This window comes from Modestobacter sp. SYSU DS0875, assembly GCF_054050915.1.
This window is the reverse complement of the sequence record NZ_JBJHAH010000005.1, coordinates 32,349-58,055: the sequence shown is the minus strand read 5'-3', so window position 1 is coordinate 58,055 and position 25,707 is coordinate 32,349. Positions and strand designations below refer to the sequence as shown.

General features: G+C 73.4%; 28 protein-coding genes and 1 pseudogene. 17 read left to right on the top strand and 12 right to left on the bottom strand.

What is annotated here, in order from left to right; all coding sequences use genetic code 11:
* The first annotated feature begins 124 nt into the window (after positions 1–124).
* The gene (locus ACI79Y_RS04070) at positions 125–475 is read left to right on the top strand and encodes a hypothetical protein (protein ID WP_457157241.1); all 351 of its coding nucleotides are present in this window, start codon (positions 125–127) and stop codon (positions 473–475) included.
* A gap of 29 nt (positions 476–504) precedes the next feature.
* On the opposite strand, the gene ACI79Y_RS04065 is transcribed toward ACI79Y_RS04070, so the two are convergent.
* The 4 genes from ACI79Y_RS04065 to ACI79Y_RS04050 form a co-directional block, all read right to left on the bottom strand.
* Positions 505–888 (bottom strand): 4'-phosphopantetheinyl transferase family protein, encoded by a 384-nt coding sequence (locus ACI79Y_RS04065; RefSeq protein ID WP_457157340.1) that lies wholly within the window; start codon positions 886–888, stop codon positions 505–507.
* Positions 889–1,125: 237 nt separating this feature from the next.
* Complete coding sequence (locus ACI79Y_RS04060; RefSeq protein ID WP_457157240.1) at positions 1,126–1,563, bottom strand: hypothetical protein; 438 nt, start codon at positions 1,561–1,563, stop codon at positions 1,126–1,128.
* 184 nt (positions 1,564–1,747) lie between these two features.
* A complete protein-coding gene (locus tag ACI79Y_RS04055; RefSeq protein WP_457157239.1) occupies positions 1,748–1,897 on the bottom strand; it encodes a Zn-dependent oxidoreductase in 150 nt (49 codons plus the stop codon).
* A gap of 191 nt (positions 1,898–2,088) precedes the next feature.
* Positions 2,089–2,886, bottom strand: a complete 798-nt coding sequence (locus tag ACI79Y_RS04050) for a MerR family transcriptional regulator (RefSeq protein ID WP_457157238.1) — start codon at positions 2,884–2,886, stop codon at positions 2,089–2,091.
* A gap of 78 nt (positions 2,887–2,964) precedes the next feature.
* Between ACI79Y_RS04050 and ACI79Y_RS04045 the strand changes: the two genes are divergently transcribed.
* Positions 2,965–3,318, top strand: coding sequence for a nuclear transport factor 2 family protein (locus tag ACI79Y_RS04045; RefSeq protein WP_457157237.1), 354 nt, complete (start codon positions 2,965–2,967; stop codon positions 3,316–3,318).
* A gap of 344 nt (positions 3,319–3,662) precedes the next feature.
* Positions 3,663–3,983, top strand: a pseudogene (locus ACI79Y_RS04040) (ATP-binding protein); the annotation flags it as partial.
* Between the two features lie 233 nt (positions 3,984–4,216).
* Here the strand turns inward: ACI79Y_RS04040 and ACI79Y_RS04035 are convergent.
* The 3 genes from ACI79Y_RS04035 to ACI79Y_RS04025 form a co-directional block, all read right to left on the bottom strand.
* Positions 4,217–4,633: a hypothetical protein gene (locus ACI79Y_RS04035; protein WP_457157342.1), complete on the bottom strand. Its 417-nt coding sequence runs from the start codon at positions 4,631–4,633 to the stop codon at positions 4,217–4,219.
* A 175-nt stretch (positions 4,634–4,808) separates the two neighbouring features.
* Positions 4,809–5,513 (bottom strand): oxidoreductase, encoded by a 705-nt coding sequence (locus tag ACI79Y_RS04030; RefSeq protein WP_457157339.1) that lies wholly within the window; start codon positions 5,511–5,513, stop codon positions 4,809–4,811.
* Positions 5,510–6,334 (bottom strand): alpha/beta fold hydrolase, encoded by an 825-nt coding sequence (locus tag ACI79Y_RS04025; RefSeq protein WP_457157236.1) that lies wholly within the window; start codon positions 6,332–6,334, stop codon positions 5,510–5,512. The genes ACI79Y_RS04030 and ACI79Y_RS04025 overlap by 4 nt, the downstream gene beginning before the upstream one ends.
* 294 nt (positions 6,335–6,628) lie before the next feature.
* Between ACI79Y_RS04025 and ACI79Y_RS04020 the strand changes: the two genes are divergently transcribed.
* The 3 genes from ACI79Y_RS04020 (at position 6,629) to ACI79Y_RS04010 (ending at position 10,103) form a co-directional block, all read left to right on the top strand.
* Positions 6,629–6,817, top strand: coding sequence for a hypothetical protein (locus ACI79Y_RS04020; RefSeq protein WP_457157235.1), 189 nt, complete (start codon positions 6,629–6,631; stop codon positions 6,815–6,817).
* 248 nt (positions 6,818–7,065) lie between these two features.
* Complete coding sequence (locus ACI79Y_RS04015; RefSeq protein WP_457157234.1) at positions 7,066–9,813, top strand: ATP-binding protein; 2,748 nt, start codon at positions 7,066–7,068, stop codon at positions 9,811–9,813.
* A gap of 152 nt (positions 9,814–9,965) precedes the next feature.
* Positions 9,966–10,103, top strand: a complete 138-nt coding sequence (locus ACI79Y_RS04010) for a hypothetical protein (RefSeq protein WP_457157233.1) — start codon at positions 9,966–9,968, stop codon at positions 10,101–10,103.
* A gap of 352 nt (positions 10,104–10,455) precedes the next feature.
* On the opposite strand, the gene ACI79Y_RS04005 is transcribed toward ACI79Y_RS04010, so the two are convergent.
* From ACI79Y_RS04005 to ACI79Y_RS03990, 4 genes are all read right to left on the bottom strand, one after another.
* Positions 10,456–11,562, bottom strand: a complete 1,107-nt coding sequence (locus tag ACI79Y_RS04005; RefSeq protein ID WP_457157232.1) for an ABC transporter permease — start codon at positions 11,560–11,562, stop codon at positions 10,456–10,458.
* A gap of 107 nt (positions 11,563–11,669) precedes the next feature.
* Entirely contained in the window at positions 11,670–12,383 is a 714-nt protein-coding gene (locus tag ACI79Y_RS04000) for an ABC transporter ATP-binding protein (RefSeq protein ID WP_457157231.1), read from the bottom strand.
* Positions 12,380–13,522, bottom strand: a complete 1,143-nt coding sequence (locus tag ACI79Y_RS03995) for a peptidoglycan-binding domain-containing protein (protein WP_457157230.1) — start codon at positions 13,520–13,522, stop codon at positions 12,380–12,382. The genes ACI79Y_RS04000 and ACI79Y_RS03995 overlap by 4 nt, the downstream gene beginning before the upstream one ends.
* A gap of 56 nt (positions 13,523–13,578) precedes the next feature.
* Positions 13,579–14,085, bottom strand: a complete 507-nt coding sequence (locus ACI79Y_RS03990; protein WP_457157229.1) for a hypothetical protein — start codon at positions 14,083–14,085, stop codon at positions 13,579–13,581.
* A gap of 236 nt (positions 14,086–14,321) precedes the next feature.
* Between ACI79Y_RS03990 and ACI79Y_RS03985 the strand changes: the two genes are divergently transcribed.
* From ACI79Y_RS03985 to ACI79Y_RS03975, 3 genes are all read left to right on the top strand, one after another.
* A complete protein-coding gene (locus tag ACI79Y_RS03985) occupies positions 14,322–15,410 on the top strand; it encodes a VanZ family protein (protein WP_457157228.1) in 1,089 nt (362 codons plus the stop codon).
* A gap of 148 nt (positions 15,411–15,558) precedes the next feature.
* Entirely contained in the window at positions 15,559–16,257 is a 699-nt protein-coding gene (locus tag ACI79Y_RS03980) for a response regulator transcription factor (protein ID WP_457157227.1), read from the top strand.
* Positions 16,254–17,339, top strand: coding sequence for a sensor histidine kinase (locus tag ACI79Y_RS03975; protein WP_457157226.1), 1,086 nt, complete (start codon positions 16,254–16,256; stop codon positions 17,337–17,339). The genes ACI79Y_RS03980 and ACI79Y_RS03975 overlap by 4 nt, the downstream gene beginning before the upstream one ends.
* A gap of 149 nt (positions 17,340–17,488) precedes the next feature.
* On the opposite strand, the gene ACI79Y_RS03970 is transcribed toward ACI79Y_RS03975, so the two are convergent.
* The gene (locus ACI79Y_RS03970) at positions 17,489–18,169 is read right to left on the bottom strand and encodes a GntR family transcriptional regulator (protein WP_457157225.1); all 681 of its coding nucleotides are present in this window, start codon (positions 18,167–18,169) and stop codon (positions 17,489–17,491) included.
* 216 nt (positions 18,170–18,385) lie between these two features.
* Here ACI79Y_RS03970 and ACI79Y_RS03965 point away from each other — a divergent pair, with 216 nt between their 5' ends.
* From ACI79Y_RS03965 to ACI79Y_RS03930, 8 genes are all read left to right on the top strand, one after another.
* A complete protein-coding gene (locus ACI79Y_RS03965; protein ID WP_457157224.1) occupies positions 18,386–19,135 on the top strand; it encodes an alpha/beta fold hydrolase in 750 nt (249 codons plus the stop codon).
* Positions 19,136–19,242: 107 nt separating this feature from the next.
* Positions 19,243–19,893 (top strand): trimeric intracellular cation channel family protein, encoded by a 651-nt coding sequence (locus tag ACI79Y_RS03960; RefSeq protein WP_457157223.1) that lies wholly within the window; start codon positions 19,243–19,245, stop codon positions 19,891–19,893.
* Positions 19,894–19,915: 22 nt separating this feature from the next.
* The gene (locus ACI79Y_RS03955) at positions 19,916–20,236 is read left to right on the top strand and encodes an FAD-dependent oxidoreductase (RefSeq protein WP_457157222.1); all 321 of its coding nucleotides are present in this window, start codon (positions 19,916–19,918) and stop codon (positions 20,234–20,236) included.
* Positions 20,125–20,901, top strand: a complete 777-nt coding sequence (locus ACI79Y_RS03950; RefSeq protein WP_457157221.1) for an SDR family oxidoreductase — start codon at positions 20,125–20,127, stop codon at positions 20,899–20,901. Before ACI79Y_RS03955 ends, ACI79Y_RS03950 begins: the two co-directional genes overlap by 112 nt.
* Positions 20,902–21,102: 201 nt before the next feature.
* On the top strand, positions 21,103–22,251 hold the full coding sequence (locus ACI79Y_RS03945) for a hypothetical protein (RefSeq protein WP_457157220.1): 1,149 nt from the start codon (positions 21,103–21,105) through the stop codon (positions 22,249–22,251).
* A 116-nt stretch (positions 22,252–22,367) separates the two neighbouring features.
* The gene (locus ACI79Y_RS03940) at positions 22,368–22,682 is read left to right on the top strand and encodes an MGMT family protein (protein ID WP_457157219.1); all 315 of its coding nucleotides are present in this window, start codon (positions 22,368–22,370) and stop codon (positions 22,680–22,682) included.
* Between the two features lie 418 nt (positions 22,683–23,100).
* Positions 23,101–23,571 carry an SDR family NAD(P)-dependent oxidoreductase gene (locus ACI79Y_RS03935; protein ID WP_457157218.1) on the top strand — a complete coding sequence of 157 codons (471 nt, stop codon included), beginning with the start codon at positions 23,101–23,103 and terminating at the stop codon, positions 23,569–23,571.
* Positions 23,572–24,217: 646 nt separating this feature from the next.
* Entirely contained in the window at positions 24,218–25,621 is a 1,404-nt protein-coding gene (locus tag ACI79Y_RS03930; RefSeq protein ID WP_457157217.1) for a threonine/serine ThrE exporter family protein, read from the top strand.
* Positions 25,622–25,707 lie beyond the last annotated feature (86 nt).

Genomic DNA, 25,707 nt, shown 5'->3' with positions numbered 1-25,707 from the left:
CCTTTCGTGCCCGCCGACCCGGGTACCCCGCACGCAACCCCGGTCGCCGTTCGACCGGCACGAGCGGGAGGTGCGTCGTGCTCGATGCGCTGAACACCTTCATCGAGGTGAACGCCGCCGCCGTGTGGGTCTGCCGGTGGTGTTCCTGCTCGCGGTGTTCGACGGCTTGCTGCCACCGGTGCCCAGTGAGTCGGTCGTCATCGGTCTGGCCGCCTTCAGCGCGGCAGGAGTAGGTCCGAACCTCGTCCTGTCGGCTCTCGGCGGTGCGTCCTGGGCGACGTACTCGGTTGGCGTGGGGGCGCTGGGTGGCCGATGGGTGGAGGACCAACCACTTCTCGGGGCTGTGGCCGGGATCGCCTTCGCCGCCACCCTCGGCTTGGTCATCGACCGCCTGGTGCGCCGCCGGACACAGCCCGGCGCCGGGCGGGTGGCGGAGCAGGACCAGGCTGCCGCAACCTCGCAGCCCCGCACCTGATCGAGCGAGGGCACGGCGGGAGCCACCCGTCACGCAGTCATCGGATGCCCATCGGGCCGGACGAGGACGGTCGTGACGACCAGCCCGTGACGCACGGCCCACCGTCCTCGGAGCTGGACCCCGGGCCCCTGGTCGGGCAGTGGGCCGGGCACCAGCAGCGTCGCCACGAAGTGCCCGGCGTAGGCATCGATCTCGACGTCGGAGAAGTCCAGCCACCGTCCGGCGCGCCCGAACCAGGCCTTGTAGACCGCCTCCTTGCAGCTGAACAGCAGCCGGTCCCAGGGGACTTCGCCGTCCGCGGCGGCCCACAGTTGCAGCCGGGCCCGCTCCGCTGCAGACGTGACACTCGGCAGCACTTCTGAAGGCAGGGTCTCATTCGGTTCGGCGTCGATGCCAAGGCTTGCCGCGGCCACACCGCCCTCGGCGGCCAACCTCCCGCCACCCGCGTCACCAACCTCTCGGGTCAGTACAGCTAGATCTCGTCCAGCCAGGGGTGGCCGGGGTGTGCGAGGTGAAGGGCTTCGACCAGCCATGCGCGGTCTGAGCCGTCGAGCAGGGGGAGGCAGGCGTTGAAGTCCTGTTGGTCCTTGGTGCGTAGCGCTGGCGCCCTATGCAGCAACTGGACCTCGGGTCGCAGGTAGCTGATGCCGTCAGCGGTCCAGAGGATGTCGTCGAGCGGTCGCGTGATGCGGTCGTCGCGCTTGTACGTCCACGTGGTGGTCGTTGCGTTCATCAGGAGGACGTCGTACTCCCAGGGGGGCGACCCCGCTGCTGCGCAACCAGAGGTTGCCGCAGCTCATGGGCACGGGTTCCTCCGCGGGATCGAGCACTGGACGGAGCGCACCGCTGTCGGCGGCCCACACGTCCAGCCGGCCGGCGAGGTGTCGGTGCAGGTCGGCTACGTCCGAGCGGGGGATGCTGGGGTAGATGTCGGCATGGTCGCGCGAGACGCCGGTGAAGGCCTCGACGGCCCACCCGCCGGCGATCCACCACCGCCCGCCGTACCCCGCAAACAGCGCGGCGGCGTCGGCAGGAATGCGGCGGAGCCACGGCCCGTAGAGCCGGAACAACTCCTCCTGGTCGATCATCGCGCCACCGTACGGGCGGAAGACTGCTCCTGGTTCAGTTGACTCGTCGGGCGGGCCCCCACGCCGGAGCATCGGCGGCGTGCCTCCCGTGAGGCGATGGCCGGGGGCGTACCGCTGCCCCGGCCGCACGGCAGGTGAAGCGTCGTGGTTGAAAGCCTGCGGGTAGTCCAGGCTCACGGACCTCTCACGACAGCCGGTGGTGGGTGTCGGCGAAGTTGGCGCCTGCGGAGCTCACCTCGTAGAGCTGCTCGCCGTCCCCGGGGGTGGGATCGGGCAGGTCGACGACGTCCATGACCTCGGGGCCGCCGAAGCGGGTGATCCGCACAGCGCGCACGGGGCGACGCTAGAGAGGCACCCGAGCACGTCGGGATGCCGTCGATCCCGGCGGCGCCACCGCGCCCCGTCCGGGTCGCGCCGTCCGGGTCGCGCCGTCCGGGTCGCGCTCCGGCTCCCTGTGCCGGCCGCGACAGCAACCGAGGAGTCGGCGTGGTCGACGCCGTCGCAGGCAGCGGACGGGCTGACCGCTCATCGCGGGGCCATCCGGAAGACAGGCCAGCCGATCTCGGTGCGCCAGGCAGCCGGGTCGGCGGTGTCGCGGGGGCCGACCAGGTAGGTCTCCCGTACCGGCCCGGCAACGGCCAGCGCGTTGCTCACCACCCAGGTGCCGAGTTCCCCGTAGGTGACGTCGATGTCGTCGTGCTCCCCGACGTGGGTGGTGACGGCGAGCTCGACGGCCGGCAGGGTCACCGGGTGCACCCGGCCGCTGCGCGGCGGTTCCGCCGTCGGTCGGTACACGAGAAGGTGCCCGCGGCCGTCCTCGAACAGCCCGTTGTCGTAGAGCCCGCCCGGAGCACCGGTCGGCTGGCGGACCACGGCGTCCAGCTCGGCCATGGCGCCGGCGTACCAGCCGAGCACCTCCTCGTGCGCCACGTCGTCCTCGACCGCGGCCACCGTCGTCGCCGGGACCGTGCGGAGCTCGACGTCCAACGGGGCCGGCTCCGGCCGGAGCAGCCGACGCAGCGACATCACCGCGGCGCGGGTCCGATCCAGCTCCGACTCGAGTCGTTGCAGGTGGTCGGCGACGAGGGCGGCACGTGTCCCGGGGTCGGGAGAGCGCAGGATCCGTTGGACGTCGGACAGCGGGACGTCCAGATCGCGCAGCCGGTGGATGACCTGGGCGATCGGGATCTGCTCCGCGCTGTAGTAGCGGTATCCGGTCGTGGAGTCCACGGCCGCGGGCTCGAGCAGGCCGGCGTCGTGGTACCGGCGCAGGGTGCGCACGCTCAGGTGGGTCAGCCGGGAGAACTCGCCGATCGCCAGCACGCATGCACTGTGCCCCCTCCCCCTGGGGGAGAGTCCAGCGCTTGACCTTCCCGCCGCGGAAGGCCGCACCGTGGGGCCATGACCACACCGAACGACATCCAGCCCGACCAGCTCCCCGCAACGATCCGGGGCTACCTCGCTGCGCACGACGCCGGCGATGCGGACACCGCGTTGCGCGCCTTCACGCCGACCGCCGTGGTGGTCGACGACGGCATCACCTATCGCGGGACCGAGGAGATCCGGCGCTTCCTGGCCAAGGCCGGGGCCGAGTTCACGTACACCAGCACCCTCGTCGCCGTGGAGCGCTCCGACGATGCGCACTGGGTCGCCACCAAGCACCTGGAGGGGAACTTCCCCGGTGGCATCGTCGACCTGCGTTACCGCTTCGCGATGGACGGCGACGCCATCGCGGAGCTCGTCATCGCGCCGTGACGACCAGCCACGACCCGTCCACGACACCGCAGAGCAGGGAGTCGGCCTCGCTCATCGCCATCCGCCGGCTGGCCGCGGAGCGACGGCAGTTCCGTGACGGCGACGACCGCCTCGTCTCCGGCCGCCCGTATCCGGACCGCCCGGCGGCGAGGCCCGGTCGGGCAGGACGAGACGAGGCAGTGGCTCACCGGACGGGCGGCCGCGGGCGCCTTGCCGTGTCGGAACCAGGGACCTCGTATCGGTCCTCCACCGCACTGTCCCGCGCGCACTGACTCGCCGCCGTCGAGGGGATCGCGGATCGCCCGGGCAGGATCCGCGCAGCAGCCGGACGGTGGTGGGCGCTGATGGGTGCGGACGTGATGGCGGCCGGCCTGGTGGGCCGGGACGTGGAGATCGACGCGCTCGATTGGCTGCTCCGCGGCGTGCGGCGCCGCGGTGCCGCCGTCCTGATCCGTGGCGAGGCCGGGATCGGCAAGTCCGCCTTCTTGCGCCACGTGTGCGACGCTGCGGCCGAACGCGGGCTGCGGGTGCTGAGCACGACCGGCGTTGAGTCCGAGATGACCCTTCCGTTCGCCGGCCTCCACCAGCTGGTCCGGTCGCTGCTCGGTCGCCTTCCCGCGTTGCCCGCCCCGCAGCGGCGGGCGCTGAAGGCGGCGTCCGGCATGACCGACGACGCTGCACCGGAGCTCTTCCTGATGGGGGCGGCCCGACGTCGTCGACCGCCTCCTGCGCGAGACCGCGGCCCTCGACGTCCCGGCTCGGGAGCGGACCCGCGTCACTGCGGTGCTGGTGGGCCGATCCCGGCGCCGAGGCACGGGCCCGCCTGCTGGAGGTCGTCGAGCAGGCCGTCGACCCGGACGCCGTGCTCGTGCTCGGTCCAGCCAGTGCATGTCGTCGATCACCACGAGCAGCGGCGTGCCGGTGCCCGCCCGGCGGAGGAGTGCCAGCGATGCCCCACCACCGTCGAGCGATGCGCGGCGGGGCCCGAGCCGATGCCGAGGGCAACCTGGAGCGCCTCCCGGCTCGGGGCGGGGAGCTGCTCGAGCTCGTCGGCCAGCCGGTCGACGAGCTCGAGCAGACCGGCGAAGCTCACACCGGTCCCGTGCTCGATGCCTCCACCGCGGACGACCCGCACCCCGCCGACGACCGCTTTCGTGGCGGCAGCGTCGAGAAGCGCCGACTCGCCTGCGCCAGGTTCGCCTCTCGGCAGGAGGGCGGCACCGTCAGCCTCGACCCGGGCCAGGAACGCGTCGACGGCTGCAGGCTCGCGCTCGCGACCGAGGAGACGGTACGGGTCGTTGTCGACCTGAGCCATGGGTCCCGCTCCTCGGCCCCGAGCTGCGGAGCAGGCATCGGATTCCGATGGATGGAACCCGATGCCAACGGCCACCTGCCCCTCGGCGCACCCACTCGGATTGTCCGCTGAACGCGTCCCGAGGCCCCCGGAACTCGAGCCACGCACGGTGGGGCAAGCCCTTGGTGCGGCATGGTCAGGCAGACCTCTCGAGGGTGGGGTAGTCGGTGTAGCCGGCGCGGCCGCCGCCGTAGACGAGTTCGGGTCGCAGCGGGTTGAGGCCGGCGCCGATGGCGAGACGGGCGGGCAGGTCGGGATTGGCGATGAAGGACTTGCCGAACGCGATGGCGTCGGCCCATCCGCTCCGGAGCACGCGCTCAGCCTTGGCAGCGTCGTAGCCGCCGGCGGCGATGATGACGCCGCTGAAGGCTTCGCGGAGCTTGACGCGGAAGTCGTCGTCGAGAACGGGTCCCTCGGCCCAGTCCGGTTCGCTCAGGTGGAGGTGACCGACGTTGCGCTCGTTGAGCCGTTCGGCGATATAGAGGCCCATCTCGAGCCCGTCGGCGTCGTCGAGGCCGCCGAACTTGATGAGCGGTGAGATGCGCACGCCGACGTGTGCGGCGTCCCAGGCGTCGACGACGGCGTCGACGACCTCCAGAGGGAAGCGGGCCCGATTCTCCAGTGAGCCGCCGTACTCGTCGGTTCGCAGGTTGCTGCTGGACGACATGAACTGTTGGAGGAGGTAACCGTTGGCGCCGTGGATCTCCACCATGTCGAACTCGGCGTCGCGGGCGTTGTGTGTTGCTCGGTACTTCGCTCCACCAACGACGCGTCCACCGGCTGCTGATCGCCTCGTCGCAGGGAGCCCGGGAGTCCTTCGGCCCCCGCTCCGGCGGGTCAGGAGCGGATGAACTCCAGCAGGTCGGCGTTGATGGTCTCGGCCTGCGTGGTCGGCATGCCGTGCGGGAAGCCGACGTAGGTCTTCAGTGTGCCGTTGGGGAGCAGCTCGGCCGAGAGCGGACCGGAGTCCGCGTAGGGCACGACCTGGTCGTCGTCGCCGTGCATGACCAGCACCGGCACCGTGATCTTCTTGAGGTCGTCGGTGAAGTCGGTCTGGGAGAACGCGACGACGCCGTCGTAGTGGGCCTTGGCGCCCCCCGTCATCCCCTGCCGCCACCAGTTCTGGATGACCGCTTCGATCGGCTCCACGCCGGGCCGGTTGAACCCGTAGAACGCAGTGGCGGCGAGGTCGCGGTAGAACGCCGACCGGTTGGTGGCCACCTGCTCCTGGATGCCGTCGAAGACGCTCTTGGGCAGGCCGCCGGGGTTGGCGTCGGTCTGCACCATGAGCGGTGGCACGGCGGCGATCAGCGCCGCCTTGGCCACCCGGTCCTGGCCGTGGCGGGCCAGGTGGCGGACCACCTCGCCCCCACCGGTGGAGTGACCGACGTGCACCGCGTCGTGCAGGTCGAGGTGCGCGGTCAGCGCGGCCAGGTCGTCGGCGTAGTGGTCCATGTCGTGTCCCTCGCTGACCTGCGCGGAGCGGCCGTGCCCCCGCCGGTCGTGCGCGATGACCCGGTAGCCCTGGGCCAGGAAGAACATCAGCTGCGCGTCCCAGTCGTCGGACGACAGGGGCCAGCCGTGGCTGAAGACGATCGGCTGACCGGTGCCCCAGTCCTTGTAGAAGATCTCGGTTCCGTCGTCGGTGGTGATCGTGCCCATGGCGGAGGCTCCTCGTGTGCGTCGGGTCCGCCGGCCGGGATGGCTCCGGCGGACGGGGTGAGGGGTAGGACGCTCGACGACGGCGGGCAGCTCTGCATCCGTCATGTGACCGAGCCCGGTGCTGTTCCTGGTCGCGAGGAACGACGAACTCGCCGGGAGGAGTGGCCCTGCCGCCGATGTCTGCCGGGCGACCGAAACGGGTCGCCAGCAGGGCACCGTCGTCCTCGGGGGAGGCATCGACGACCGGTCATCTGACGGATGTGCGTGCCCTCGCGCCCGGCGAGCATCCGCGACATGACTTCGCCCGAGGACCACCCCGCCACGACGTCGCTGACCAGTGAACCGGCCTCGCTGATCGCCGTCCGCCAGCTGGCCGCGGAACGACGGCGGTTCCGCGACGGCGACGACCGCCTCGTCTCGGCCGCCCGGATCAGGGCCGCCCGACGGCGGGACGCGCTCGGGCAGGACGACGCCGGGCGGTGACCCACGCGCTGGGGAGCGACCGGCACTCGACCGCATGGAGGGGCTGGGACGACGTACGGCGCCCGGCCCGGTCGTGCGCTTCTCCGGACCGGGCAGTGTGGCCGCCAGGATTTCGTGGTCTCGAAGCCAGAGAGCCCGTATCGGGCCTTTACTTCAGCGCCCCGATGGCAATATATTGCCGCGGTGTCAAGGGCGTCGCGGATCGCCTGGGCAGGATCCGCGCAGCAGCCGGACGGTGGTGGGCGCTGATGGGCGCGGACGTGGTGGCGGCCGGCCTGGTGGGCCGGGACGCGGAGATCGACGCGCTCGATCGACTGCTCCTCGATGTGCACCACCGCGGCGCCGCCGTCCTCGTCCGCGGCGAGCCCGGTATCGGCAAGTCCGCCTTCTTGCGCCACGTGTGCGACGCTGCGGCCGAACGCGGGCTGCGGGTGCTGAGCACGACCGGCGTGGAGTCCGAGATGAACCTCCCGTTCGCCGGCCTCCACCAGCTGGTCCGGTCGCTGCTCGGTCGCCTTCCCGCGTTGCCCGCCCCGCAGCGGCGGGCGCTGAAGGCTGCGTTCGGCATGACCGACGACGCTGCACCGGAGCTCTTCCTGATCGGTCTGGCGGCCCTGACGTTGATCAGCGACAGCGCCGCGGACCAGCCCCTCGTGCTGGCGATCGACGACGCGCACTGGCTCGACCGGCCCAGCGCCGACGTCCTCGGTTTCGTCGCGCGGCGGCTGGAGTCCGAGGCGGTGGTGATGGTGGCGGCTCAGCGCGACGGCTTCCCGTCCGTCCTCTCCGGTCCGGCGCTGGACGAGCACCACCTGGAGCGCCTGGACCGTCGCGCCGCCGAGGACGTGCTGGCGCGCCGGGCGCCGCAACTCGATCCGGCCGACCGCCGGCGTCTGCTGGCCGTGGCCGCGGGGAATCCGCTCGCGCTGGTGGAGCTGCCTCTGGAGGGCGCGGGGCACGACTGCGCACCCCTGCCGCTGACCGCGCGACTGGAGCATGCGTTCGCGGCCCGGCTCCCCGGGCTGCCCGACGCGACCCGGGACCTGCTGCTCGTCGCAGCGCTGGAGGACGAGGGCGACCTGGGGGAGGCCCTGGCCGCGGCGTCCGCACTCCGCGGCGCCGAGGTCACCGCGGAGGCACTGACCTCGGCGGTCGAGGTCGGGCTGGTCGCCGCCGACGGCGGGAAGCTGACCTTCCGTCATCCGCTGGTCCGCCACGCGATCCGGCAGCGGGCCACCCTGGCCCAGCGGCAGCGGGCGCACATCGCGCTGGCCGGGACGCTGCGCGGCAGCGACCGGCAGATCTGGCATCGGGCTGCGGCCGCCGATGCGCCGGACGACGCGGTCGCCGCGGCACTGGAGGACGCCGCGGCGCGCGCCCAGCGCCGAGGTGGCGTGGCAGCGGCGCAGGCGGCGCTCGAGCGCGCCGCCCGACTGACCGCTGACCCGGCGCAGCGGGTGCGGCGCTACCTGCAAGCAGCCGAACTGGCCTTCGAGTGGGGGCGGCCCGACGTCGTCGACCGTCTCCTGCGCGAGACGGCGGTCCTCGACGTCCCGGCTCGGGAGCGGACCCGCATGACGGTGATCCGGGAGGGGTTCGAGGAGGGCATCCACGACGTCCGCGCGGGCACCCGGATGCTGACCGAGGTCGCCGCCGCGGCCGCCGCCGACGGCCGGGCCGACCAGGCGCTGCGGTTCCTCCAGGCCGCGTCACTGCGGTGCTGGTGGGCCGATCCCGGCGCCGAGGCGCGCGCCCGCCTCCTGGAGGTCGTCGAGCAGGCACTCGACCCCGACGACGTGCTCGTGGTGGAAGTGCTCTGCTACGTGGCGCCGTTCGATCGCGGGGCGATGCTCCTCGAACGGCTGCGCGCCGTGTCCGACGGTCCGGTGGACCCGGCGCGGGCCCAGGCCGCCGGCTTCGCGGCGAGCGTCGTGGGTGACTTCCCGCTGGCCGTGGACATCCTGACGTCGGCGCTGGCGGGCCTCCGGGCCGACGGCCGGCTCGGGCTCCTGGGCCGAGTGCTGACGGTGCAGGCCTGGAGCGCGCTCAACGCCGGGCGGTTCGACCTGGCCGCCACGGCCGCGGACGAGGCCGTCCGGCTCGCCGCCGACTCCGCCCAGCCGCTGATGAGGGCCGTCGCCCTGGTGGTCCAGTCGGTGGTCTCCGCGGTCCGCGGCGCCGAGGACGTGGAGGAGCGCCTCGCCGAGGCGGCCCGGCTGGGGCTGCAGGTCGACTCGAACGCCGTCCTGGCGGTCGTGCAGTTCGCCCGCGGCATGGTCGCGCTCAACGGGGGGCTGCACCAGGCGGCCTGGGACCAGCTCGTCCGTCTCTCCGACCCCGCCGACCCCGCCTACCACCCCGTGGTGCGCAGCTTCGCCGTCGGCGACCTGGTGGAGGCCGCCGTCCGCAGCGGGCACCGGGCCGAGGTCGAGCCGATCCTGGCGGACCTGGAGGCGATCGCGGCGCGGACGCCGTCCCCGGTGCTGCACATCGGGTTGCGGTACGGCCGAGCGCTCCTGGCTCCCGAGGACGACGCCGAGGAGCTCTTCTCGGCCGCCCTGGCAGCCGACCTGGGTGCCTGGCCCTTCGCCCGCGCCCGGCTGCAGCTGTCCCACGGCGCCTGGCTGCGCCGCCGTCGGCGGCCGGCGGAGGCCCGGGCCCCGCTGCGGGCCGCCCGGGACACCTTCGACGCTCTGGGCGCCGCTGCGTGGGGCGACCGGGCGCGCCACGAGCTGCGCGCCTCCGGGGAGCAGAGCAGGCCGCGCACCCCGGAGGCGCGCGAGCAGCTGAGCCCGCAGGAGGTGCTGATCGCGCAGCTGGCGGCGCAGGGCCTGACCAACCGGGAGATCGGCGCGCGGCTGTACCTGTCGCACCGGACGGTCGGCACGCACCTGCACCGGATCTTCCCGAAGCTGGGGATCACCTCCCGCGTGGCCCTGCGGGCCGCGATCGGTCCGGAACCGACCCGATCCACCGTCGGCGCGAAGGTCGTCTGACGTACGCGAAGGCCGGGCCCGCCTCCTGCGGTCGACACACCAGCGCTGACGCGGCCGATCCGGTCGTCCCGGTCGCGGCCTGGCGGACCATCCCGTCGTGGACCCTGGTCACGCGGCAGGACCTCGCGGTCCCGGCCGAGGCGCAGATCTCCATGGCCCAGCGCGCGCGGTCCACGGCCGTCGAGGTCGAGGCATCCCACGCCGTCGCCGTCGCCGTCGCCGTCGCCGTCTCCCGGCCCGGCGCGGTCGCCGACCTGATCCTCGAGGCCGCCCGCGCGACGGCCGGCTGAGGCCGACGACCGCCCGGGCCCGCTCCGTGATCCTCCGGCGATCATGGTGTGCCCGCGGTACCTCTGATCTGTTCGAGGGAGCCGGTCGACCTCGCGCCGCCTCACCATGGGCAGGTGCGTCCGTCCCCTGCACCGCAGAGCGAGCAGGTCACCCAGACCGACGTCGGGTGGGTCCTCGGCGCGCTGTTGCGGAGCCACCGGGAGGTCGTCGCTCCGGGGCTGGGCAGCTGCCCGCAGGGTGGAACGTGCCCCCCTCGCACACGCGAACCCTGCGCTTCTCGGGGCGGGACGGCCTGGTCAGCCGGACGGTGACACCGTCCGTTCCGGTCACGGGCCGCTACGAGCGGCCGGGTCACGCGGACAGTGCCACCGTCGGTGGTGTGCGGGCAGCGCGCAGGGCCGGGTAGAGCCCGGCGACGGCGCCGATGCCCAGGGTCGCGGCCACGCCGACGACGGGGACGCCGGGCGGCACCACGGGGAGCCATCCGTTGGCCACGGCCACCACCGCGGTGACCGCGCTCCCGATCCCCGCTCCGGCGACGCCGCCCAGCGCCGACAGCAGGAGCGCCTCGCTGAGGAACTGGGCGGCGATGTGCCGCCGGGTGGCGCCGAGCGCACGGCGCAGACCGATCTCCCGTCGCCGCTCGATGACCGAGATGATCATCGTGTTGGCCACCCCGATCCCGCCCACGACGAGCGCGATCGCACCCAGGCCCAGCAGCAGCCCGGTGAACGCCTCGTCGGCGGCAGCGCGCGCGGCGAGGGCGTCCGAGGGGCGGGAGACCGCGACCGCGCCGGGCTGGGCGGGCTGCAGGGACGGGGGGATGAGACGGGCGACTGCGGCGACCGTTGCGTCCGTGGAACGCTCGTACAACCGGGTCGGCGTCCCGGTGTAGCCGAGTTCGGACGTGGCGACCGGCATTCCCACCAGGGCGGCGACGTCGAGCTCAGGGGCCAGCTGCACCGGATCGAGGATCCCGAGCACGGTCGTGTTCCGGCCGCCCAGCCACACCTGCCGCCCCACCTCGGTGATCCCCAGCCGCCGCGCTGCCGTGGCGCCCAGGACCGTCGTGGGGAAGCGGGCGGAGGCCTCGTCCAGCCAGCGACCGGTCCGCACGTGCCCCCCGACGACGTCCAGCAGGTCCAGCTCGGTGGCGGTGACCGTCAGGCCGCCGGTCAGCCCGGCGTCGACCGCCTTGCTGCGGTAGACGGCGACGTCGCCGAGGTCGGCGGTGGTCGTGGCCGCGGTGACCCCGGCGATCCGCTCGACCCGGGCTGCCGCGTCGGCCGGGAGCGACGGGAACTCGATCCCGCCGGGGGAGTCGGCCACGCCGGCGGTGAGCAGGTTGGTGCCCAGCGCCGCCAGTTGCCGGTCCAGGCGTGCCTGGCTGGAGGCGGACAAGCCCACCACGGCGACCATGGCGCCGATCCCGATGGCGATGCCGAGCGCGGAGAGCACGGCGCGCACGGGACGGGCACGAAGGCCTGCCGAGCCCAGGTGCACGAGATCCCCCGCGCGCAGCCGGGACGCAGGGGAGCCAGGTCGCCTGCGCCCGTCGGCGGGGGTCACCGGGTCCCCCGTCCGTCGCCACCGGCGGCGATCGGGGACCCGGAGTCGGCCACGACCCGGCCGTCGGCGATGGACACCTGCCGGGGCAGGCGGGCCGCGAGTCGCTGATCGTGGGTGATGACGACGACCGTCGTCCCGGTCCGGTGCAGCTCGTGCAGCAGTTCCACGATGCTGCCCCCGGAGCGGGAGTCGAGGTTCCCGGTCGGCTCGTCGGCCAGCAGCAGCGGTGGCCTCCCGACGACGGCGCGAGCGATCGCGACGCGCTGCCGCTCGCCCCCGGACAGTTGGGAGGGCAGGTGGTCCAGTCGGTGCCCGAGCCCCACTCCGTCCAGCGCGGCACGGGCCCGCTCCCGGCGAACGCGGCGAGGCACGCCGGTGTAGAGCAGCCCATCCGCGACGGCGTCCACGGCGCTCACCCCCTCGGCGAGATGGAACTGCTGGAACACGAACCCGATCCGGAAGGCCCGCAGGGCCGAGAGGCCGGCGTCGGACAGCCCGCCGATGTCGACGCCGTCGATGAACACCCGACCGGAGGTGGGGTGATCGAGGGTGCCCATGACGTTGAGCAGGGTGGACTTGCCCGACCCGCTGGGGCCGACCACGGCGACGAACTCGCCCGCCTCCACGGCGAGGGTGATCCCGGCCAGTGCTCGCGCGGGGGGCGTTCCGTAGCTCCGGGTGACATCGTCGAGGCGGAGGACGGCGCTCATCGGGTCGGCACCACGACGTGGAGACCCTCGCGGATGCCGTCGCCGGAGATCTGGACGCGTCCGGAGGCGAATGCGCCGACGGTGACCGGGACGACGGTCGTCGGGTCACCGGCCCGCCGGCCGGGCACCTCGACGCCGAAGGTGGTCTCGTCGACGGCGACGAGCGCCTCGACCGGGACGGTCAGGACGTCCTCGCCGAGGGTGCTGGTGAACCGGACGAGCACGTCCGCCTGCGAGAAGGCCGCCGCGCCGGCCTGGTCGTCCAGGTCCAGGGCGACCGGCACCACGATCCTCGTGCTCGTCCCGTCGGTCGAGGGCCGCTCCACGGCCTCACCCACGCTGCGCACGGTGGCGGGGAGCTCGGTCCCGTCGGGCAGCACGACCGTGACCGCGGCGCCGACGACGGCGAGGCTCTGGTCGTCCAGCCCGAGGTCGACATCGACGACCTTGTCGGTGCCCGATGTGGTGAACAGCTCCGTGCCGGGGGCCACCTCCGCGCCGAGCCGGCTGGTGAGCGCCGCCACGCGGACGGGCCGGTCGGAGACCAGCACCGCCGACCGCTCGACGACGCCGGTGCGCTCCACGCCCAAGGCCTTCTGCCAGGCCCGGACCGCGGAGGCCGTGGCACCGGTGAAGCGTGCGTCGGGTGCGCCGGTGAAGTGGCCGAACGCCACCAGGTTCTGCTCCAGTTGCCGAACGTCCTCCCCGTCGGTCACGCCGGCCCGCAAGGTCCGCCAGGCCGGTACCTGCCCGCTGAGGAGGACGACCGGTCGGGTGTCGACGGTGTAGAGCGGATCGCCGGCGGAGATCGTCGTGCCGACGGCCGGGAGCATCGTGACCACGCCGGGCGATCGGGAGGTGACAGGCACCCCGACCGGGAAGCGCAGGGTCCCACGCACGTCGGTCGCGGCCACCATCGTCCCCACGGTCACCGGGACGGTCGCCGGTCGGGTGGATGGCGTCGTCGCGGCGTCCTCCCGCACTCCCTGCTGGGTCCAGACGCCGGCGCCGGCAAGCGCGGCGGCCAGCAGCCCGGCCGCCGCGACCACCCGCCACCGCCGACGTGCGGGGCCAGGCGGGTCGGCCACCGCTCCGGAGCGCGCCGTCGCGGCGGGCTCGACCGACTCCGGCCGTTGCACCTCCCCGGGCGCTGACTGCGTGGCCTCACCCGTCGGGCGCGCCGCTGGCCGGGGCGTCATTCGGCCGGCGTCGTGCAGTCGGCGAAGTCGGCGTCGGGCACGCCGTCCAGGGCCAGCGGAGCCCCCACCTCGGGATCGGACACGTCGTGGCCGAGTTCGCGCAGGCACTCGGCCAGCGCGAGCCCGCTCTCGTGCATCGCGCGCAACTCCTCGTCGCTGAAGTCCCGCGTCGGGGGTTCGCCGATCTCGGCCATGCAGTCCGCAGCCGCGGCCTGGACCTCCGGGCCGCTCTCCTGGATCCCGGCACCCGGGGCCGGGTCCTCCACGTCCAGTCCGCGGCTGCGCAGGCACTGGGCCAGCTCCAGGTCGTAGGCATCCCGCTCGGCGGACGCGCCGCCGGTGGACGATCCGCTGCCTCCCCCCGCCGATGCCGACGATGCGGCGGGGGAGCCGGTCGGTGAGGCAGTGGTGCCGCAGGCAGCCAACGCCAAGGCCAGCGCCGGTGCGGCGAGCAACGCCGCCGACGTCCGACGACGGAACGGGGTGGAACGGAGAGCGAGCACGGTGGTCCTCCTGGGTCAGCGGCAGGTTGCCGCGGTAACGGCCCCATCGACCCAACCGGCCGGCCCGTTGCGCGTGCGTTCGCGGAAACGGATACGTCCACGACAGGTGGGCGCGGGCATGTCGTGCGCGTATGCGCAATCGGAGACGCCCTGGCAACCGCCGCCGGACTGCACTGGATCCGTCCACCAGTTCGCACGTCCGCGCCGGCACCGTCCGGCGGGGGAGGAGCTCCACCGTGAAGATCACCCGCCGACCACCTGCCATCGCGACGAGACGGGCCGCCCGAGCGTCCGTCGCCGGCCGGTCGGCGCCGTGGCGACCGGGCCTGCCGGTGCTCTCTGCGGTCGCCGTCGTGCTCGCCGTCGCCGCCATCACGCTCGGCCCGGCCGAGGTCGTCGCCGGCGCCCGCAGGACCGTGGTGGCCGGGGTCGAGGCACTGCTCGCCCCGTGGGTGGGCACCGTGTCCCGGCGTCCGGTCGAGGCGGTGGCGAACGTGCTGCTCTTCGTCCCGGTGGGTGCGCTGGCCGCGCTGGCCCTCAGGCGCTCAGGTCCGGTGCTGCCGCTTGCGCTCGGAGCCACGACGTCGGTGCTGATCGAGCTGGCGCAGGGGGTGCTCCCCGGCCGCGTGCCCGACCTGGTCGACGTGGCCGCCAACACCACGGGCACGGTCCTGGGAGTCGCGCTCGCCACCCTGTGCCGGGCCGCATCGCGTCGGGCCGCCCAGCGTCGAGGCGGAACGCGCCGTCCCCGGCGGAGGCTCCTGTCCGTGCTGGTCACCGCACCCTTGCTGGCCGCAGGGGTGACCGGCTGCTCGTCGACCGGTCCCGCCGGTCCGGCCGGCGCCGCCGGAGGACCGGTTCCGAGGGCGTCGGACGGGGGAGCGATGACCGTCGAGAACGGCCACGTCGCCGACGGCGAGGAGCTGTCGGCGTTCGCCGACGTCCCGGCCATCACCAACCTGGACAGCGCGCTGCGCGCGGCGGTGCAGGACGCGGCCCGGGACGCGACGGCCGACGGGGTGGACTTCCACGTGTCCAGCGGGTGGCGCAGCGCCGCCTATCAGCAGGCGCTCTTCGACGCCGCGGTGGCCGAGTACGGCAGCCCCGCCGCGGCCCGGGAGTGGGTGCTCGGTCCCGACGAGTCATCCCACGTCACGGGCGATGCGGTCGACATCGGTCCCACGGACGCGATGAGCTGGCTGGCTCAGCACGGGTCGGACTACGGCCTGTGCCAGACCTACGGCAACGAGATGTGGCACTTCGAGCTGGCCGTCGAGCGCGGAGGCGAGTGTCCCGCGCCGGCCGACGACCCCACCGCCGGCTGACCGCATGGCGTCTGCCCGCGAACCGGCCAGCGTCGTCGCGGCACGGCAGCTTGCCGCCGAGGCCCACGAGCGCCGCCGGGCGTCCCGACTTCCCTCCGGTCGTCGCTCCGATACATCGCTGATACGGCGCGCTCCTTACGCTTCGACCATGCGGGTGCTGATCGCGGAGGACGAGCCCTACCTGGCCGATGCCATCCGGGACGCTCTGCGGCTGGAGGCCATCGCCGCCGACGTGGTCCACGACGGGGACAGCGCGCTGGAGCACGTGGCCGTCAACAGCTACGACGTCGTCGTGCTCGACCGCGACCTGCCGGGCACGTCGGGGGACGAGGTGGCCCGCCGCATCGTCGCCGACGGCCTGCCCTGCCGGATCCTCATGCTGACCGCGGCCGACCGGCTGGAGGAGAAGGTCGCCGGCTTCGAACTCGGCGCCGACGACTACCTCACCAAGCCCTTCGCGATGCGGGAGCTGGTGGTGCGGCTGCGCGCGCTGGGCCGCCGTCCGGTCGACGGCGCGCCCCCGGTGGTGGAGTTCGCCGGCCTGACCCTCGATCCCTTCCGTCGCGAGGTCTACCGGGACGGCCGGTACGTGGGGCTCACCCGCAAGCAGTTCGCGGTGCTGGAGGTGCTGATGGCCGCCCGTGGCGGTGTGGTCAGCGCGGAGTCGCTGCTCGAGCAGGCGTGGGACGAGAACGCGGACCCGTTCACCAACGCCGTCCGGATCACCATCTCCTCCCTGCGCAAGCGCCTGGGCGACCCGTGGCTCATCCACACCGTTCCCGGCAGCGGCTACCGGGTGGGGGCGCCGACGAACGGCGTCGACACGAGCGGCGCCGACCGCCGGTGAGTGCCCGGCTGCGCCTGACCCTCAGCTACGCCGGCTTCCTGCTCGTCGCCGGACTGGCCCTGGTGGCGGTGCTGGTCTCGGTCATCTGGTTCGTGCCCGAGGGCAACCTCACCGGCGCGGCCGGGTTCATCCCGGACCGGAACGACCTGCTGACCGCGCTGTGGCCGCGGGCCGCGGCAGGACTCGGCGTGCTGGTCGTCGTCGGTCTGATCGGCGGCTGGTTCCTGGCCGGCCGGATGCTCCGCCCGCTGCACCTGATCCACGCCGTCGCACGGCAGGTCTCGGCCGGCTCGCTGGAGAACCGGGTGCGCCTGCAGGGCACTCGCGACGAGTTCCGGGAGCTCGCCGACACCTTCGACACCATGCTCGACCGGCTCCAGGCCTCCCTCGACGAGCACCGCCGGTTCGCCGCCAACGCCTCCCACGAGCTGCGCACCCCGTACGCCGTCGAACGCGCCATGCTCGACGTCGCGCTGGCCGACCCGGCCGGCGTGGACGTCGAACGGCTGCTGCGCCGGCTCGACCAGACCAACCGGCGGGGCACCGAGACGGTGGAGGCGCTGCTGGCCCTGGCTGCCCTCGACCAGGGCCGCACCCCGTCACGTACCCCCGTCGACCTCGCCGAGCTCACCGCCGACGTCGTCTCGGAGCTGACGACGGTCGCCGATCAGGCCGGGATCGTCGTCGAGGCGCACCTGGGCGAGGGCGACCTCGACGGGGCCCCGCCCCTGGTCCGGCAGCTGGTGGCCAACGTGGTGCTCAACGGGATCCGCCACAACACCGGCCCCGGCGGGTGCGTCCAGGTCACGACCGGCACGACCGCCGAGGGCCGGGCCGAGCTGCGCGTGCTCAACACCGGCCCAGTGGTTCCACCGCACCTGCTGGCGAAGCTGACCGAACCCTTCGTGCGGGGAGAAGGCCGGACGTCGGCCGGCGGGGGCGGCCCCGTCCCGCCCGGCAGCGGACTCGGGCTGGCGATCGTGGCCAGGGTGGCAGAGGCCCACGGTGCGGCGCTGGAGCTCTCCGCGCCGCCGGAGGGCGGCCTGTCCGTGCGGGTGTCCTTTCCCGCGCCGGGGACCTGACGGTCCGTGGCCGGACCGCCGTTCGCCGGAGCAGGCGCTTCCCCGACGCACGATGCTCAGCGGCTGGTGGCCGCCGGTGGTGGAGGTCGCCCGCGAGCCGGGGCGAGCTCCGCGCGGCCGGTCACACCGCGATGGCCGCCGCCCGGCAGTCAACCGTCCGCGTCCGGGGAGTCGGCGGTCGACCCCGCATCGGTCTGCAGGCTGTGCCAGGTGCCGAAGGCGACGGCGGCCGCGCCCGCCACGTCGCCGGCGGCGCAGAGCCGGATGAGCTCGTCGTGCTGCGCGACGGATGCGTGACCCTGGGTGGAGCCGAACCGGAGCCGCTCCGCCCGGCGCAGCGTGGGGGTGAACTGCTCGAGGACCGTGGCCAGCGCGCGGTTGCCGCAGATGGTCACGGGCACGCCGTGCAGTTCGTCGTCGGCCCGCACGGCCGACTCGACGTCGCCGCTCTCGACGGCGGCGGCGAACCGGCGGTTGGCGTCGCGCATGGTGGTCACGTCCGCCTCGGTGAGGGCGGGGACGGCCTCGCGGACGGCCACCTGGTGCATCGCGGCGACGACGTCCCGGGCGTCTCGGACCTCCCGGACGTCGAGCGGCCTGACGATGGTCGAACGGCCGGGCTGGGCCAGGACGAGCCCGCTCTGCGCCAGGCGCAGCAGCGCCTCGCGGACGGGGGTCCGGCTGACGCCGAGCCATGCGGCGAGTTCCTTGTCCTTGAGCTGCTCACCGGGCTGGAACGTGCCGTTCTCGATGGCATCGCGGAGTCGGCGGTACACGTCGTCGCGGAGCAGGCTGCGATCGAAGCTCGGGGCAGTTCCGGGAGTGGCCACGCAGTATATTGCGCCGCTCCGCGACCTCTCGGCAACCGCACAGCCGAGAGCGCGAGCGTGGTGACCGGACACCGACCCCCTCGCCTGGCCGACGGGTAGTCGGATGGGCCGTCATCTGACGTACGCGAAGGCCGGGCCCGCTTCCTACGGTCGATATATCAGCGCTGACGCGGCCGATCCGGTCGTCCCGGTCGCTGCGGATCGAGAGGAACGACGATGACCATCACCACCGACGAGCGCCCGTCGGCTCAGGAGAAGCCCACCGTGGTGCTCGTGCACGGCGCGTTCGCCGAATCGGCGAGCTGGAACGGGGTGATCGAGCAGCTCAGGAGCGACGGCTACCCGGTCATCGCCGCGGCGAACCCGCTCCGGGGCCTGCGCGACGACGCCGACCAGCTGCGCAGCATCCTGGACCAGGTGCGCGGTCCGATCGTGCTGGCCGGCCACTCCTACGGCGGCTCGGTGATGAGCGTGGCGGCGGACGGGCACCCCGGCGTCCGGGCGCTCGTCTACGTGGGCAGCTTCCTGCTGGAGGAGGGGGAGAGCACCGGCGAGCTGGCCGGGAAGTTCCCCGGCAACGAACTGGGGTCCGCGCTGGACCCCGTTCCCGTCCCCGACGGGCGCGGCGGCACGGTGACCGACCTGTACATCCAGCCGGACAAGTTCCGTCAGGTGTTCGCCGCCGATGTCCCCCCGGAGGTCGTCGAGCTGATGATCGCGACGCAGCGGCCCATCACCAGCGAGGCCTTGGAGGAGAAGGCGACGGCGGCGGCCTGGCGGACGATCCCGTCCTGGACCCTGGTCACGCAGCAGGACCTCGCGGTGCCGGCGGAAGCGCAGATCTTCATGGCCCAGCGCGCGCGGTCCACGGCCGTCGAGGTCGACGCCTCCCACGCCGTCGCGGTGTCCCGGCCCGGCGCGGTCGCCGACCTGATCCGCCAGGCCGCCCGCGCGACGGCCGGCTGAGCCGCTGCCTCACGACCGTCCCGCCCCTCCGGCAGCCGGGCTGCCGGAGGGCGCTCGGGACGGTGGGCACGGCTCCGCTCCCCAGCCGCCCGGAGGTCGGTGACGACATGCAGGTCCTCGACCTGATCGGCATCTTCGCCTTCGCGATCTCCGGCGCCCTGATGGCGATCGGCCGCGACTACGACGTGGTGGGGATCGCGATCCTGGCGGTGGTCACCGCGCTGGGCGGCGGCATCGTCCGGGACCTGGTGCTCGGCGACACGCCGCCTCCGGCGTTCACCGGGTGGCAGTACCTGGTCGTGGCCCTGGCGGCGGCCGCGGTCACGTCCGTCGCCCACCCCTGGTTCGGGCGGCTGAGCAGGCCCCTGCTCGTCTTCGACGCGGCCGGCCTGGGGCTCTTCTGCGTCGCGGGGACCGAGAAGGCCCTCGACCACGGTCTGGCACCGGTGGCGGCCGCCCTGCTCGGCGTCACGACCGCCGTGGGCGGCGGGGTGCTCCGCGACGTCCTCGCGCGCGAGACCCCGGCGCTGTTCCGGGCGGACTCCGAGCTCTACGCGGTGCCGGCGGTGGCCGGGGCGCTCGTCGTCGGCGTCGCCTCGACCTTCGACGCCGACGGCCCGGCGCTGGGCGCGGGGGTCGCCGCCACGATCTTCGCCGTCCGCGTGCTCGCCCTGCAGCGCCACTGGCGCGGTCCGCGGGCGCGCCGGCGGCGATCCCCGGTCGGCCCGTCGCCGGTGGGCGGACCGCCACCTTCCTGAGGCAACGAGCGAACAGAGCGACATGACACCGGGCGAGCGGTACGACGTGGTGGTCGTCGGCGGTGGCGCCGCCGGCCTGAGCGGGGCACTCGCCCTCTCCCGGGCGCGGCGCAGCGTGCTGGTGGTGGACGCCGGCAGCCCGCGCAACGCACCGGCGGAGCACGTGCACAACAAAGGCGTCCGAGGAGCCCGGGCGTGGATGACGACGACGAAGGAGCAGAGATGGGAAGCGTGGACCGCGGACGGCTGGACGGGCGTCGAGCGCTCGTCACCGGCGGGTCGAAGGGATCGGGTGGCGCCGTGGCATCGCGGCTTCGCGAGCTCGGTGCGGACGTGTACGTGACGGCCCGGACGATGCCCGACGGGTACGAGTTCCCGGACCGCTTCATCGCGGCCGACACCTCGACCGTCGAGGGCACCGCGCTCGTCGCGTCGCGGATCGAGCAGGCAGGTGGTGTCGACGTCCTCGTGCACGTCGTGGGAGGAGCGTCCACGCCGTCCGGGGGGTTCGCGGTGATCACGGACGAGCAGTGGATGACCGAGCTCAATCTCAACTTCCTCGGCGCCGTGCGGCTCGATCGAGCGCTGCTGCCCTCGATGATCCGGTCCGGGCATGGTGTCGTGCTCCACTTCACGTCCATCCAGCGGCAGATGCCGCTGTACGACGCATCTCTCGCGTACGCGGCTGCGAAGGCCGCGTTGCGCACGTACAGCAAGGGTCTGGCGAACGAGCTCGCTCCGCACGGTGTGCGGGTCAACGCGATCAGTCCCGGCGGGATCGAGACCGAGGCCTCTGAGAGGTTCGTGGATCGGATCGCGGAAGGAAACGGCCTGAGTCGGGAGGGGGCGAAGGAGCAGATCCTCGACTCCCTCGGCGGAGTGCCTCTCGGCCGTTTCGCGAGGACGGAGGAGATCGCCGATCTCGTGGCCTTCCTGGTGTCCGACCAGGCGTCGGCGATCGTCGGTGCGGAGTACGTGATCGACGGCGGGACCGTCCCGACGACCTAGTCCGATGAGACCGGTGCTGTCGCGAGTAGCCGTGTGGCGACACACGCGATCCCCGCCTCGGCGGCTGCCGCCGCTCTTGCTCCACCCAGACGGAGCCGCGGCAGCCGCGAAGCGCGGATCGGGCCGTGACGAGGACGGGGTCGCCAACCGCCCGGGGCGTTACCGGATGCAGAAGAGTGCTCCTGCGGGAGAGGAGTTGCCGTGGGTGCCATGGACGAACTGGTCAGCCCAGTCGTCGTCGCACGGCTACGGGCTGCGTTGCAGGCGGTCGCGCCCACCAGCGACTTCCCCGCTCTGGTCCAGGCGGAAGGTGCCGTACGGGGCGTTCGCCTTCGGGAGCGGGTGGACATCGTCCGCGCTGCTCTCCTCAGCGACGTCCCGGCGGGGTTCCCCGCCGCCGAGCGAGTGGTGCTCGACCTGCTGGACGAGCCGCGTTTCGACGGGTGGATGATCTGGCCCACCACGGAGTTCATCGCTTCGAGAGCGCTCGAGACCGCGTCGACGCGGGACTTCGACGCCGCCATGACACTCCTGGCCCGGCTCACCGTCGGGCTGACGGGTGAGTTTGCCGTTCGCGAACTCCTGAACGCGCGACCCGAGCGCGGCCTTCGCATCATGCAGACCTGGACGGGGCATGACAGCGAGCACGTGCGGCGACTCGCCACTGAGGGCTCTCGCGCGTACCTGCCGTGGGCAAAACGGGTGCCGTGGTTGCTTGCCCATCCTCGTGCGACACGAGGCATCCTGGACGCCACCTATCGCGACCCGGCCGAGTACGTGCGGCGCTCGGTCGCAAACCATCTCAACGACCTCAGTCGCGTCGATCCCTCCGTCGTCACGGAAGTCGCCGCCGCGTGGGCCGGCGACCCGGACGCCAACACTCCCTGGGTGCTCCGGCACGGCCTGAGGACGCTGATCAAGCGGGCTGATCGCACCGCGCTGGCACTCGTGGGATTCACCGGGAACAGCTTGCACGTGGCACGACCGCGCATCTCCGGTGATGTCGTTCCCTGGGGAGGGGATCTCACGTTCACGGCCGTCGTCACCAACGACGGGGAGACGGACGCAACCGTGGCGATCGACTACTCCATCGGATTCCAGCGCGCCAACGGGGCCGTGAGCGCGAAGACCTTCAAGCTCGGGTCACGACGCATCGCCGCCGGCGGCAGCACCGTCGTCACGAAGACCCACTCCTTCCGCCCCATCACCACCCGGACGTACTACCCGGGGCCGCATTACGTCACCGTGCAGGCGAACGGGGTCCTCTCTCCACCCGAGGGGTTCGTCCTGGGAAGGGCGGACGGGGAGGAGAAGGGTGATGACGCGCGTCAAGGGCGGCGAGGCGCCTGAGCTCCGGAGGCTGGGAGCGGCCGCCGACTCTGCCGGAGGTGAACCGGCGTCGGTCGGAATGGTCGACGAGAACTGCAAGGAGCACTCGATCGTCGAAGGCAGCGAGGGGCGACATCGTGAAGGAAGTGGCCGAGCGGGTTCTGGGCACTGTGTCCTCGATCCCCAGCGGGCACGTGATGACCTATGGCGAGGTCGCCGAGGCGGCTGGCACGGGCGCGCGCGCCGTTGGTCAGATCCTGCGCAACGGCGGTCACGACGTGCCGTGGTGGCGGGTGGTGGATGCCATGGGGCGGCCGGTCAAGGGCGCGGCCCACGAGGCACTCGCACAGTTCCTCGAGGAATCCACCCCCTTGCTGCACCGCGGCGACGACGTGCGAGTGGACCTCGCGCGAGCATCGTGGAGCATCCACGATGCCGCGAGAGATACGTGACCTGGGCCCGGCGAACGCGAGCAATGTCAGCGGCCATCTGCGAGCAGTGATCCCGTCGCAGAGCGAGATGCTGACCAGCGCCGATGGGGGGCCCGCACGACGTGCGCTGGCACCTTCCTCTTCTTCGACTTCACACGAGCGCAACCCGGCTCATTGCAACCACCGGTCGCGTGCACTGGTCGCCGTCCACCAGTTCTCGATGCCGCACCGGCTCCGCCGAGCGGAGAGGAGCTCTCATGACGACCACCTCCCAATCGTCCGCAGTCGGGGCGAGCGGGGCAGCCGAGGTCCCCGCCCCCGGCTCCCCGGGCTCCCGACGAGCGCGTTCGCTCGTGCTGGCCGCGGTCGCTGTGCTGCTCTTGGTCGGCTCATCACGCTCGGGCCGGCCGCGTTCACAGCCGGCGCCCGCAGGACCGTGATGGCCGGGGTCGAGGCTCTGCCCGCGCCGTTGCCGGGCACCGTGCACCGCGCGCAGGTCGAGGCGGTGGCGAACGTGCTGCTCTTCGTCCCGGTGGGTGCGCTGGCTGCCCTGGCCCTCCGGCGCTCCGGCCCCGCGCTGCCCCTGGCGCTCGGGGCTGCGACGTCGGTGGGGGTGCGGGACGTCGACAAGGGCGAGCGGGCAGCAGCCCGGATGACCGGCGACGTCGCCGTGCAGCGGCTCGACCTGACGTCGCTGGAATCGGTCCACGCGGCCGCAGCCGAGCTGCGCGACGCGCATGCGCAGATCGACCTGCTCATCAACAACGCCGGGGTGATGTACACCCCGAAGCAGACGACGCAGGACGGTTTCGAGCGGCAGTTCGGACCGGTGCTCCGGCGGCGCCGGCCGGACCGGCGGGACCGGCCGACGAGCAGCCGGTCACCGCTGCGGCCAGCAAGGGTGCGGTGACCAGCACGGACGGCCTCGTAGGCGGCGCGCACGCCGGGCGGCGGCGAGCTGCAGGGCGCCAGAGCGCCGGCCAGGACCATGGCCTGGAAGCAGAACGTCTCGGCCGCGGCGCCGAGCTCCATGGTCCGGATCGCCATCTGCAGGGAGTCCTGCGGCTCCCGGTGCAGGACGGCGAGGGCCGGTTCGGCCCCAGGCGGTGGTGGGTGTCGGCGTAGTTGACGCCGGCGGAGCTCACCTCGTAGACCTGCTGGCCCATGCCGGGGGTGGGGTCTGGTCCTGGGGGCCGTGCCGCGCGGCTGACGCTGTGGCTCCGACGGCGCCGACCGGCCGGGGGCCCTTGCTGAGCGAGAGGTCAGTTGCAGGGTGAGTCGGGGAGGTCGACGACGTCGAGGACCTCGGGGCCGCCGAAGCGGGGGATCTGCACAGCTCGCATGGCGGTGAGGCCAGGGCGTGACGTGGCAGGCCTGGCTCGGCGGCATCACGCTTCGGTGCGGTCGTTCGACTCCCCGCTGTTGCTCTCGGTCGACCAGGCCCGACGACCCCGCCGGGCGGTCGGCGGCATCGGTGGTCGCGCCGCAAGGAGAGCCACAGCGCCCCTGGTGGTCGTGAGCCGTGATTGCTCGTCACGGATCCGTAGCCTGGAGGCGTGCAGCCCACGACCCGGGACCGCAGGCCGCGGTTCGTTCGCCTGCCGGACCGGGCGCGGAAGGCGATCTCCGGGTCCGGACCGCCGACGGAGCCCTTCGCGCTGCGCTCCCGGCCCAGCCCGGTCGATGCGACCACCGCGCGGGCGGCGCTCGGTCTGGCCCTCCGCATCGGGGAGTCGATGATGGCGGTCGGGGCCTCCGCGGCCGACGTCACCGCCACGGTGCTGCGGGTGGCGGCGGCCTACGGGTTGAGCAACTGTCAGGTCGACCTCACCTTCACCTCGCTGACGGTCAGTTACGACCCGGAGGACGTCCCACCGCTGATGCTGATGCGCATCGTGCGCCCGCGGGGGTTGGACTACACCCGGCTCCAGGGGATCGCCGAGCTCGCGGGAGCGATCGCGGCCGAGGGCCTGCTCATCGAGGACGCGCAACGTCGGCTGGACGAGGTCCTGTCCGCGCCGCACCCGTACCGCCGGCGGATCCAGGCACTCGGCTGGTCGGGCATGGCGGGGTGCGTCGCCTTCCTGCTCGGTGGCGGCTGGCTGGTGGCCCTGGTCGCGGCGCTCACCACGGCCGTGATCGAGCTGGTCATCCGGGTCCTGGACCGGCACGGGCTCCCGACGTTCTTCCAGCAGGCAGCCGGCGCCGCGGTGGCCACGGGGTCGGCCGTTCTCCTCGTCATCGGGGACGTCCAGGTCCGCAGTTCGCTGGTCGTCGCCGCGGGGATCGTGGTGCTCCTGGCGGGGCTCTCCTTCGTGAGCGCCGCGGAGGACGCGATCAACGGGTTCCCGGTCACCGCCGCCGCGCGGGCCTTCCAGGTGCTGACGTTCACGACCGGCATCGTCGTCGGCATCGCCGCCGTGCTGGACCTGGCGCAGCGGGCGGAGGTCCCGCTGCGCGTGGTCGACCCGGCGACGTTCACCGTGCCGTTCGTCGTGGCGCTGGCCGCGGCGTCCGGGATGGCCGGGTTCTGGGCGCTGGCGTCGCACGCCCGCCCGCAGGCCGTCGGGTTCGCCACGGTGGCCGGCGCGCTGGCGTGGACGACGTCGTCGGCGGCCGGCGCGGTCGGCGCCGGCCCAGCGGTGGCGAGCGCGGCGGCGGCCGTGGTCGTCGGCTTCTGCGGGGAGGCGCTGACCGATCGGCTGCGGATCCCGCCGCTGCTCGTGGTGATCTGCGGCATCGTCCCGCTGCTGCCCGGACTCGCCATCTACCGGGGCCTCTTCGCGATCGTCGTGGAGGCGGACGTCCGGAGCGGGGGCAACGAGCTCGTGGGGGCGGCGGCGATCGGGCTGGCTCTGGCCGCCGGCGTGGTGCTGGGCAGGTACTTCGGCCGCCCGCTGGGCGGCCGGCTCGACCGGTTCGACCGACGGGTACGACGCCGGGCGACCAGCAGCAACTGAGGTCGCCGCTGATCGGGGGCACCACCGCTCGGACCATGACCCGCGCGCGGCCCCCGGCCGACCGGCCCGGGCCCGGAACGGTGGGG